Genomic DNA, 9759 nt, shown 5'->3' with positions numbered 1-9759 from the left:
AACTGGATAAGGAGTTGATTTGATGAAAAGATCTTTGGTAATTGTGCTGCTTTTCTCATGTGTAATTGGCGTTGCCGTTTCGATAGATTTCGAATCTCTATACACCATGGAGAGAGCTTCTGATTTTCCGCTTCTTATGCCACAGGGGATCGAATGGGAAAGCAAAGCGGTTTTTAATCCGGCCGCCATAATGATAGACTCTACAATTTACCTTCTCTACAGATCGGAAGACTGGAGTGGCACGGGTAGATGGAACGGCACATCCAGAATCGGCCTTGCGAAGTCCACCGATGGGTTTGAATTTACAAGAGAGCCTTCCCCCCTTATATACCCAACAGAACCATATGAAATCCCAGGTGGATGCGAAGATCCCCGTATCGTTAAGATTGACGACCTGTACATCCTTACTTACACGGGATACGATGGAGGAAAGGCTAGGCTTTGCATCGCAACTTCAAAGGACTTTGCAGAATGGGAAAAGCTGGGACCGGTATTCAAAGATGACACTTGGTCAAAGTCCGGTGCTATAGTACCTGCGAAGATCGACAACAAGTACTACATGTATTTTGGTGATTCCTCAATAAAACTCGCTTACTCCACAGACCTGAAGAACTGGACAATTTTCCCCAGACCCGTCATGGAACCAAGACAGGGAAGTTTCGATAGCAGGTTGATTGAACCGGGGCCAGCGCCAATCATTACTGACGAAGGGATTCTGTTGATATATAACAGTGCTGATTTCTCCACGATTTATAGACCTGGAGCTGCTTTGTTTGATATCGAGAATCCCAGAAAGATTATCAAGAGAACCGACAAACCTCTTGCAGAACCGGAACTTTCCTGGGAGAAACAAGGGCAGGTTCCAAACGTAATATTCATAGAAGGGGCTGTGATTAAAGAAGATAGACTCATACTATACTACGGCGCGGCCGATACATATATAGGGGCTTTCGTCGTCGATCTAACCGACTAGTCTTTAACTCTAACTCCCAAAATTATTCTTTCTCTGAGCTTTCTTCGGGGCCTTGCGATGGGCCCCGTTTTCCAGTAATGCGATCTCTTTGCGGCTCAAACGTTTGATGTCGCCGGGACTGGGAACGAGAGATATGCTCAAAGGACCTATGGATACTCTAACAAGGCTCGATACAGACTTGTTTAATACCCTAAAGATCTCCCGAATCTCTCTCTTATGACCCTCATGAATGGTAATCGCATACTTCGAAAAGTCGCCGTCGCTTCTCACAAGCCTTATCTTTGCAGGCGACGTCTTGAATCCATCCCCGAGCGTCAACCCACCCTTCACAGCTTCAAGATCGCGATCGGTCAATTTTCCCTTTATTCCTACTACATAGGTTTTCTCGATCTCCGATGCCGGATGGGAAACAAGATTGGAAAGATCACCGTCATTCGTCATGAGTATCAGACCGCAGCTGTCCTGATCCAGTCTTCCGACATGAAATACCCTTTCTTTTATTCGATCTGAGACTAGATCGGAGAGCGTCTTTCTTCCGCGATCATCACTCATGGCACTCAGGTATCCTATTGGCTTATTGACGAGATAAACCACTTTCTCTTCACTAGAGAAAATCAGTCTATTTCCGTCAAGAAGAATCTCCGAACTCTCGGAAAAAACGTCAAGCCTAGGGTAAGTCTCGATCCGGCCGTTCACTTTCACTCTCCCGTCCAGAATCGCTTGAGTCGACTTTCTCCTCGACATGTTCGTTATCTGAGAGATTATCTCGTGAAGTTTCAAGATCATCTTCCTCCTTGCTGAAGGCCAAACCGTTTACTATCTCCTTAAGATCATCGACCTGGAACAACTCGTAGAAACGGGAGGTAACTTTGTAGAGATAAGGCCTTCCAGGTAGCCTAGATTTTCTCTTGCTTATGAGCCCCATTTTTGATAACTCCAGGAGCTGTCCCTGAGAGGAACGACCTCTTATAAGTTCTACATCGTTTCTTGTAAGCGGGCCCTTAACCGCGACTATCGCAAGGGACTCCATCTGGGTATCTGTGATGCTTACTAAAGGTCTTACAGATATCTGACTTACAAATGACTGAATTGAGGCTTTAGTATAGAACCTGAGTTTGCCGTTGACGGATTTGATCATAACTCCGTGTTCATGACCTCCGTATTCTCTTTCCAGCTCCTCCAGGAGAAGCATTACCTGGTTTAGTTTCATGCCCGTGATCGCAGCGATTCTCGATGGCTCGATTCCGCTTCTTGCTGAGAATATCAGCGCTTCAATTATCGCCTTTTTTGTCAGTTCCTCGCTCACGAAGCCTTCCTCCTGAGAGTTAGAGGTTCTACCGTGTCAAGATAGTATCTGTTCAATTTCAACAGCTCAAGTACTGCAAGAAAGGAGACGATGATTTCCGACCTGCTTTCGAGACTCATTAGAAATTTGTATAGCTCTATCGTCTCGTATAGCTGCTCTATCTGAAGCATTCGATCTTCGACGTTGATACTTTCCGAGACAATCGTATAGACTCTATCTCTCAGAACCGTCTCTTTGAGGATAGCCTTGAAGGCCTCCGTCAGTTCCTCGGGGAGATCTTCCTTCCTTTTCTGATCGACCGTCGGTTTTGCCGTAGCTCTTTCGTAGCTGTAAGCATCGTAGAGCTTGACCCGAAATTCTTTGGAAAGGTCCTTGAGAGCTTTATACTCTTCTACTCTCCTGTAAAGTTCCTTTCTCTGATTGTCAAATGTTTCGGCTTCGCCGCCACTCATTCTTGGGAGAAGCGCTTTAGACTTCATTTCCATAAGGGTTGAAGCCATGACGAGGAAATCAGATGTGACGACCATGTCCAGAGATTTCATCTTGTTGACGTGTGTTATGAACTCATCTGCTATGACAGTGATTGGAATTGAGCGTATATCCACCCGATGTTTTCTAACAAGAAAAACCAGTAGATCAAGCGGTCCTTCAAATTCCGGGAAACTGAAGACCAGTTCGAGTTGTTCCATCTTCACCACCCCAACTTCGTTGCTTCAATAACCCTTTTCATTGTCCCTTTTGCAACCTCTCTAGCTTTCTTATTGCCATCTTCGATTATTTCGAAAAGCTCATCTGAATTCTCTTTTAGATGAGAGAGTTTTTCCCAGACGGGAGAAAGCCTTTGAACTAGATTCTTATGAAGAAGTCTCTTGCACTCGATGCAACCGATTCCCGCCGTCTTGCAACCCTCAACAACCCATCTCTTTTCTTCATCAGAGGTAGTGAATGCTTTGTGGTAATCCCAGACCGGGCATTTTTCAGGGTCTCCCCGATCAGTCCTTCTCATTCTTGCCGGATCGGTCATCATTGGAGCTATCATTTTCCATAGCTCTTTCTCATCTGTGTCTATTAGGATATAGTTTCCGTAGCTCTTAGACATCTTCCTGCCATCCGTTCCGGGAAGCTTTGGAACCTTTGCGAGAATCGGTTCCGGCTCAGGGAAGACCTCGGCAAACTGATTGTTGAATTTTCTGGCGATCTCCCTTGTCAACTCCACGTGATATATCTGATCCTCACCGACTGGAACTCCTGTGGCAAGATACATTAGAATATCTGCGGCCTGAAGAACAGGGTACAGTAAGAATCCGCCGCTTGAAAGATCTCTGTCTGTTATCTGTTCCTTTTGATCCTTGTAAGTGGGTACTCGTTCAAGCCTTGAAACCGATACGAGCATCGAGAAATAAAGAAAGAGCTCTGCATGCTCCTTTATTGCAGACTGAATGAAGAGAACAGATTTCTCTGGGTCGAGACCTGCCGAAACGTATGTTCTCACTATATCAAGACTCCAATCGTAAAAAGAAGAGGTTTCGTCTATATGGGAAGTAAGTCCGTGCCAGTTAGCCACAAAGTAAAAGCATTCGTTCCCTTGGTCTTGCAGTTCTTTCCACTTCTCCAGAGTGATAAAATTACCGAGGTGAAGTCTGCCTGTAGACCGCATACCGCTAAGAATTCGCAATGAAATCCCTCCAAACCGGAAATTCGAAATAAAAACCTATACCGATCGTCAAAGGCAAATGAAAAGCTTTGTACAATGTATTTTAGCACAGAATGATGTTATCATATTCTCAGAATCAATCTAATAATCGTCAGGAGGTTTTAAATGAAATTCAATACCCTTCTTATCATACTTGTTGTTGTCATGGTTGGAATGACCGCAATAAATATGTTTATGGCATTCAACAACAGGCTGGACATAGATACCCTGTCATCAACCAGCAACTATTCATATGACTACGAGGGACGGGCGACACTTGACATCGAGACAGAGATAATCTTCAATAAACCAGACCAGATGACTCAGTTTCTCGAGCAGTATGATAAGCCTCAGGAAGAACAACTGGCCGACTTTCAGGAATCGATGACTCAGTTTTCGGAAAGCTTCGACAGACTGATGTTAGTAGAGAGCTTCCAGTCAACGGCAACTGTTCTGAGTTCCAACAGAGTTAAAGTAGTCGAACATGCTGTTATCGCAGGCTTTGCAGCGGTTGAAAATGGTGTTGTTAATACCGACATGGGAGACATGGAGTTCGACCTTACAGGTGATGCCTATTCCTTAACAATTTCAATACCGACCGACGCAAAGGTAATTAATCTAGATCCAGCTCCAACCGTAGCCGCAGATGGAAATGAATTCATATGGACTAATACGGGCAAGACTATCTTCCCGAAGATTCAATTCTCGAGAGGTGAGTAGACTAAGTCAAGAAGCAAGGAACTTCATTTCACTGATAAGAGAATCGACCTGCACTTCTGTACTAACGGGGGCAGGTATATCTGTCGCTAGCGGCATTCCCGACTTCAGAAGTCCGGGAGGTCTATATAGCAAGATTTCTCCGGACATCTTCGAGCTAAGCTCTTTCATTGAAGATCCGGCAAGGTACTATAGAGTAGCAAAGGAGAGAATACACACTATGTCGGACGTAAGCCCAAACGCTACTCACATTCTCCTCACCAGACTACAAACCCTGGGTCTAATTGAGACGATAATCACGCAAAATATCGATGGACTTCAACAGAAGTCTGGGGCAGAAGAAGTTGTGGAGCTACACGGGACCGTTTCCGAATTCGAATGCATGCAGTGTAAGAGACGGTTTACAAGGAAAGAAGTCGAGTTATTGCTTGAAAGATCCGATGTTCCTAGATGTGATTGCGGTGGCCTGATCAAGCCAAGCATCGTTTTCTTCGGAGAAATGCTACCCCAGGATGCAATAAGAAGAGCCGAGAATGCTGCTTTGAAGTCCGATCTCTTTATAGCTATGGGATCCTCCTTGATGGTTTACCCCGCCGCTCAGTTTCCAGTAATTGCAAAATCCTCAGGTGCCAGAGTCGCGATTGTCAACAGAGATGAAACTGGCCTTGATTACCTTGCCGACTACATATTCTCAGTTGAACTTGAAAGCTTTTCAGAGGAAGCTCTCAGACTTCTGGACGAAGAATCATGAAACGGTAATTTCCAGACAAATCCTTTTTGAATTCACAGGAATATCCATTAAGATCAGAAACTAACTCTCTTAATCCCTCGGCCTCATACTGAGATATTTCCAGATAAACTTTTTTCCCTGTTGGTAGATATTTTAAAAACTCCCTGTAGAAGTCAAGACCGTCTTTTCCTCCATCCAGAGCAACCATAGGTTCGTACTTCCTCACGTTGATGTCCAGAGAATCTAAATCCCCCGTCCTTACATACGGTGGGTTGGAAACGATGACCTCGACAGAATCTAGAAAGTCATTCAGTCCTGATATGTTGTCACCTTCAATGAATCTAATATTGAATATTCCGTTCGTTCTGGCATTCTTTTCGGCAAGCATGAGAGCATCTCTAGAGATGTCTGTTGCAAAGACCAGTGAAGAAGGAATATTGCGGGCCAAAGCACAGGCTATCGCCCCGCTTCCAGTTCCGATATCGGCGAACACTTTCGAATTCTTCTCTTCGTCGATGACTATCTCAACTAGCTCTTCCGTTTCATTTCGGGGTATCAAAACACTCCTTGTAACCTCAAGCCTGATTCCAAAGAATTCTCTGAATCCTAATACATAGTCGATCGGCTCTCCCTCAACAACTCTTTCCACGGCCTTCATATATTTTGCGCTTAACTTCGATTCGATTTCCTTCTCTCCATCGAGGATCAGATCGGCTTCATTCAAGGAAAGAACTCCCCTAAACAGGGACATCATAACGAAGCGGGAATTCTCTATTCCCGCCTCCGAAAGCTTTCTTTTCGATATATGGATTAGCTCTTGTAGATTCACATTCCCAAGATCTTTCTTACATCGTCGCTAGCCATCTCGGGTGACCATGGTGGATCAAAAGTGAGTTCCATCTTCACATCGCCGATTCCCTCAATCTCGCTGACCTTTCGCCTTGCATCTTCAAGCATCAGTCCGGCAAGAGGACACATAGGCGTCGTCAAAGTCATCTTTACCTTGACATCGTTCTCATTTTCTAGCTCCACTCCATATATCAACCCCAGAGAGACTACATCGAACCCTATTTCGAGATCATATACTTCTCCAAGGGCCTTCATAACGTCTTCTTTTGTCACACTCAACTTATTCTCCTCCACCCGTTTCGTAGTATCTTTTTATGACAGCCTCTTCCTTGAAAGGCTTGAACTCCTGTTCCTGCCAGATTCTCCAGAAAAGATCCTTTTTTTCCGAAATCAATATCCCCTGTATTTCTTCCCTAACATCTTCAATGCCCTTTGCTCCTGCAGGAGAATATGATTCGAGATAGATTACCGCGTACTTATTGTCAAGAGTCACCACGGAAGAAAGCAACTCACCTTCTGTCGGTTTGAAAAGCGATTTCACAAGTTCGGGATTCAGCGCCTCGATTTCTTCTCTCGTATAACTCCCGGACTGCACTTCCGGGAAAGTATCCAAAACCGAAGAAGGGTTAGCATCCCTGGATGCAGCTTTCCAAACCGAATAGGCTTCCGAGAAGGAATCAAAGAGAAGCACCTTCATGTCGGCCCTCTCTTCTTCTACAGCATATCTCGAAGAATTGGCCAGATAGTACTGCTCTATCTCCTCTTCAGTGACTGTCGCATTCACTGTAACGGCTTCATACAGGGAACTTAGAACCTCTTTGTAAGCGAGATCTCTGACCACCTTCGCCTCATAGGAGCTTAATCCGTCGATGTAACCTTTGAGAACGTAGAAAAGGTCCGCATCCGACTTCTCAATCTGAAGTTCGGTGAGTGTGTCCATGATTGACTTACTTACTACTTCCCTTAAAGCCTCGATATCGGCTTCGATCCCAACCTCTTTTGCATACTGAATTAGAAGAGTCTCTTCAATAAGAGCTTCCAGAGAATTTCTTTCGTATTCCTCTAGCAGTTTCTGACCCGCTTCAGTATTGAGGAGCATTTCCGAAAAAAGAGGATCTACCTCTTCTATTCTCTTCGATATCTCGGTATAGTTAGGCAAAACCTTCGAAAGGAAAGTATCCATGGTGATGATCTCACCGTTAACCTCGGCGGCTATACCTGTTTCAGAAAGGGTTTCCGTCTGCGAAAGCGCTACTGCAGTGATCAATAATAATATCAGGGCAGCGATAAACTTCTTCAATTTGTACCCTCCTTCGCTATTTCCCACAGGTGATTCAACTCATCTATGGTCATATTGTTGATATCAAGGCCATGCTTCTCAATATGACTCTCCATTTCATGGAAACGGTTCAAGAATTTCTCTGTTGATTTTCTCAAAGCCACTTCGGGATCAACATCAAGGAATCTAGATAGATTCGTGACCGTGAAGAGAACATCTCCTATCTCCTCTTCGATCTTTTTTTTGTCCTTTTCGACTATCGCGCTGTCCAGCTCTTCTATCTCTTCATTCAATTTTTCGCGGGGTCCTTCGATTTCTCCCCAATCAAAACCGACCACGGAAGCGTTCTCCTGAACTCTTCTCGCCAAGCTCAGCGCGGGAAGAGCCTTATTTATCTCACCAATCGAAGAACTCTTTCCCGAATCTTTAGCTTTTTCCTTTGCCTTTATTTCCTCCCACTGACGATATGAGTAACCCTCCGAATCTGAAAAGACGTGGGGATGCCTTCTAATTAACTTGTCCGTCAAAACCTGTAGAACATCCGTTATCGTGAAGGCCTTTCTTTCCATTGCAATCTGCGCATGAAAAACAACCTGCAAAAGGACATCGCCAAGCTCTTCGACCAGCTCCTTATCATCTCCGCCATCGATTGCATCGAGTACCTCGTAAGCTTCTTCGATCAAGTAAGGTTTTAGGGACTGATGAGTTTGCTCTATATCCCATTCACATCCTCCAGGTGACCTCAATATCTTCATTGTCTTAATTAGCCTTAACCATTCACTTCCGTCAAATTCATTCCTCATTTGTCGGCCTCCATAGTCGCCAGCCCCGCTCTGAAAAGCCTGATAAGGCTCACTTCACTCTCATTCGACCAGCGGCTTGCCCTTTCCTTTGTGATCAATTCCCTGACAGGCCTAAATGTCAGTCTGTGCCAGGTGGTCGGTCCATACTTTCTAAGTGCTCTTAGGTGCATATCGGTGCAGTAACCTTTGTGATTTCTATAACCGTACTCGGGATACAAGATGTCCAGTGAATCCATTATTCGATCTCTGAATACCTTTGCCACTATCGAGGCACTCGCAATCGCTGCACTTCTTCGATCGCCACCCACTATGCATTCACCGCTTATATCGAGTCTAAGCGACTTTCCATCAACTATTACATAGTCTGGCTTCCTCGACAAAATCCTCAATGCTCTGTTCATTGCCAACTTGGTAGCCGCAAAGACATTGAGAATATCAACCTCCTCAGGTGAGCAAAGACCGATTCCCACTATAGAATTCTCAAGTATTTGTCCAAACAACAACTCTCTCGTCTTTCTACATAGAGCCTTCGAATCGTACACGCCATCGACGGGATTCAAGACTATAACGGCAGCGGCCACAACAGGACCGGCGAGAGGGCCTCTTCCTGCTTCATCCACCCCCGCAATAACTCTGTGATCAGCTCTGTATGCAGCATCAAATCTCACAAGTTCGGATAGATCTCGTTTGGCCGATTTCATACTGAAATTATACATCACCATTCAGGAGGCTTCAGCACGTGTCTATAAAGGCATCAAAACCTTCGAATGAACAGCTTTAGGTGCAGAATCAGTCTTAACCGGTGCATGGATGATGATATAATGTTTTGAATAGTATCGTTTTCAGTAAACTAATACAAGGGGTTTGGAGGTGCTGTGATGTCCGTTGGTGAAGTCAAAAAGGAAGACGCTGCAATTCTTGAGAAGAACCTAAGAACGATTTCCACGAGAATCAGAAGGGAAGGAAGAAAGGTTTTGAGAGACTTCCCGATCACTCCTGCCCAATTCGATGTCCTTCAGGTGCTTTTTTTAACGGAGAGAAACGGATGAGTGACATCAGTCGCTGGCTTGGAATAACCAAGAGCACGACAACTGGTCTTGTTAAGAGGCTCATCGACGCTGATCTGGTAGAGCGAAGACGTTCCGATAAAGATAGGAGATCGTACATTATCGACATCTCCGCCGCCGGAAAGACACTAATCGAGAAGGTCATCGACAGAAGGGTGGAGTACTTGAAATCTGTAATGACTGAGATCAAGTCCGATCAGGTGAAAGAACTTGAGGTTATTGTTAAGAACCTTCTCGAAATAATGGACAGCAAGAAAACGAAAGACTAATCGTCTGGAGGTAATTATGAAGAGAAGAACTACCCTGATTATCGGATTGATTGTCATTTTCCTTACCGCAACG

14 protein-coding genes are annotated in these 9759 nt (G+C 44.7%); 5 read left to right on the top strand and 9 right to left on the bottom strand.

Annotated elements, in window-relative coordinates; genetic code table 11:
• Window positions 1–22 precede the first annotated feature (22 nt).
• A complete protein-coding gene (locus BG32_RS09570) occupies window positions 23–973 on the top strand; it encodes a glycoside hydrolase family 130 protein (protein ID WP_121526745.1) in 951 nt (316 codons plus the stop codon).
• Window positions 974–982: 9 nt separating this feature from the next.
• Here BG32_RS09570 and BG32_RS09565 read toward each other — a convergent pair whose 3' ends face one another.
• From BG32_RS09565 to trpS, 4 genes are read right to left on the bottom strand one after another with little or no spacing between them, the layout of a single operon-like run.
• Window positions 983–1759 (bottom strand): pseudouridine synthase, encoded by a 777-nt coding sequence (locus tag BG32_RS09565; protein WP_121526744.1) that lies wholly within the window; start codon window positions 1757–1759, stop codon window positions 983–985.
• Window positions 1641–2279 (bottom strand): SMC-Scp complex subunit ScpB, encoded by a 639-nt coding sequence (scpB, locus tag BG32_RS09560; RefSeq protein ID WP_014731351.1) that lies wholly within the window; start codon window positions 2277–2279, stop codon window positions 1641–1643. Before scpB ends, BG32_RS09565 begins: the two co-directional genes overlap by 119 nt.
• Complete coding sequence (locus BG32_RS09555) at window positions 2276–2968, bottom strand: ScpA family protein (RefSeq protein WP_014731350.1); 693 nt, start codon at window positions 2966–2968, stop codon at window positions 2276–2278. Before BG32_RS09555 ends, scpB begins: the two co-directional genes overlap by 4 nt.
• Before the next feature lie 2 nt (window positions 2969–2970).
• On the bottom strand, window positions 2971–3954 hold the full coding sequence (gene trpS / locus BG32_RS09550) for a tryptophan--tRNA ligase (protein ID WP_014731349.1): 984 nt from the start codon (window positions 3952–3954) through the stop codon (window positions 2971–2973).
• A 144-nt stretch (window positions 3955–4098) separates the two neighbouring features.
• Between trpS and BG32_RS09545 the strand changes: the two genes are divergently transcribed.
• On the top strand, window positions 4099–4692 hold the full coding sequence (locus BG32_RS09545) for a DUF4897 domain-containing protein (protein WP_014731348.1): 594 nt from the start codon (window positions 4099–4101) through the stop codon (window positions 4690–4692).
• Entirely contained in the window at window positions 4685–5440 is a 756-nt protein-coding gene (locus BG32_RS09540; RefSeq protein WP_014731347.1) for an NAD-dependent protein deacylase, read from the top strand. The genes BG32_RS09545 and BG32_RS09540 overlap by 8 nt, the downstream gene beginning before the upstream one ends.
• Here BG32_RS09540 and prmC read toward each other — a convergent pair.
• Genes prmC through BG32_RS09515 form a run of 5 tightly spaced genes read right to left on the bottom strand, consistent with a single transcriptional unit; the run spans window position 5415 to window position 9051 of the window.
• A complete protein-coding gene (gene prmC, locus BG32_RS09535; RefSeq protein WP_014731346.1) occupies window positions 5415–6248 on the bottom strand; it encodes a peptide chain release factor N(5)-glutamine methyltransferase in 834 nt (277 codons plus the stop codon). The two genes, BG32_RS09540 and prmC, sit on opposite strands and share 26 nt — an antisense overlap.
• Entirely contained in the window at window positions 6245–6547 is a 303-nt protein-coding gene (locus BG32_RS09530; protein WP_014731345.1) for a metal-sulfur cluster assembly factor, read from the bottom strand. Before BG32_RS09530 ends, prmC begins: the two co-directional genes overlap by 4 nt.
• Window position 6548: 1 nt before the next feature.
• Entirely contained in the window at window positions 6549–7568 is a 1020-nt protein-coding gene (locus tag BG32_RS09525) for a SurA N-terminal domain-containing protein (protein ID WP_014731344.1), read from the bottom strand.
• Window positions 7565–8350 carry a nucleoside triphosphate pyrophosphohydrolase gene (gene mazG, locus BG32_RS09520; RefSeq protein ID WP_014731343.1) on the bottom strand — a complete coding sequence of 262 codons (786 nt, stop codon included), beginning with the start codon at window positions 8348–8350 and terminating at the stop codon, window positions 7565–7567. The genes BG32_RS09525 and mazG overlap by 4 nt, the downstream gene beginning before the upstream one ends.
• The gene (locus BG32_RS09515) at window positions 8347–9051 is read right to left on the bottom strand and encodes a ribonuclease HII (protein WP_259459657.1); all 705 of its coding nucleotides are present in this window, start codon (window positions 9049–9051) and stop codon (window positions 8347–8349) included. Before BG32_RS09515 ends, mazG begins: the two co-directional genes overlap by 4 nt.
• 177 nt (window positions 9052–9228) lie before the next feature.
• Between BG32_RS09515 and BG32_RS16565 the strand changes: the two genes are divergently transcribed.
• Both BG32_RS16565 and BG32_RS16560 read left to right on the top strand, forming a co-directional pair.
• Entirely contained in the window at window positions 9229–9399 is a 171-nt protein-coding gene (locus BG32_RS16565) for a hypothetical protein (protein ID WP_259459656.1), read from the top strand.
• Window positions 9396–9686 carry a MarR family winged helix-turn-helix transcriptional regulator gene (locus BG32_RS16560; RefSeq protein WP_259459655.1) on the top strand — a complete coding sequence of 97 codons (291 nt, stop codon included), beginning with the start codon at window positions 9396–9398 and terminating at the stop codon, window positions 9684–9686. The genes BG32_RS16565 and BG32_RS16560 overlap by 4 nt, the downstream gene beginning before the upstream one ends.
• The last annotated feature ends 73 nt before the right edge of the window (window positions 9687–9759 follow it).

The sequence above is a fragment of the Mesotoga sp. HF07.pep.5.2.highcov genome (genome assembly GCF_003666285.1).
In the GTDB taxonomy this organism is placed as follows: domain Bacteria; phylum Thermotogota; class Thermotogae; order Petrotogales; family Kosmotogaceae; genus Mesotoga; species Mesotoga prima.
The sequence above is the reverse complement of the archived record's forward strand: the minus strand, read 5'-3'. Positions and strand labels throughout refer to the sequence as shown.

What these genes read in the sequence shown, in the direction of transcription:
- BG32_RS09570 (WP_121526745.1), top strand. Translation starts at nt 23, where the DNA reads ATGAAAAGATCTTTGGTAATTGTGCTGCTTTTCTCATGTGTAATTGGC.
- BG32_RS09565 (WP_121526744.1), bottom strand. Translation starts at nt 1,759, where the DNA reads ATGATCTTGAAACTTCACGAGATAATCTCTCAGATAACGAACATGTCG.
- BG32_RS09555 (WP_014731350.1), bottom strand. Translation starts at nt 2,968, where the DNA reads ATGGAACAACTCGAACTGGTCTTCAGTTTCCCGGAATTTGAAGGACCG.
- BG32_RS09545 (WP_014731348.1), top strand. Translation starts at nt 4,099, where the DNA reads ATGAAATTCAATACCCTTCTTATCATACTTGTTGTTGTCATGGTTGGA.
- mazG (WP_014731343.1), bottom strand. Translation starts at nt 8,350, where the DNA reads ATGAGGAATGAATTTGACGGAAGTGAATGGTTAAGGCTAATTAAGACA.
- BG32_RS09515 (WP_259459657.1), bottom strand. Translation starts at nt 9,051, where the DNA reads ATGAAATCGGCCAAACGAGATCTATCCGAACTTGTGAGATTTGATGCT.
- BG32_RS16565 (WP_259459656.1), top strand. Translation starts at nt 9,229, where the DNA reads ATGTCCGTTGGTGAAGTCAAAAAGGAAGACGCTGCAATTCTTGAGAAG.
- BG32_RS16560 (WP_259459655.1), top strand. Translation starts at nt 9,396, where the DNA reads ATGAGTGACATCAGTCGCTGGCTTGGAATAACCAAGAGCACGACAACT.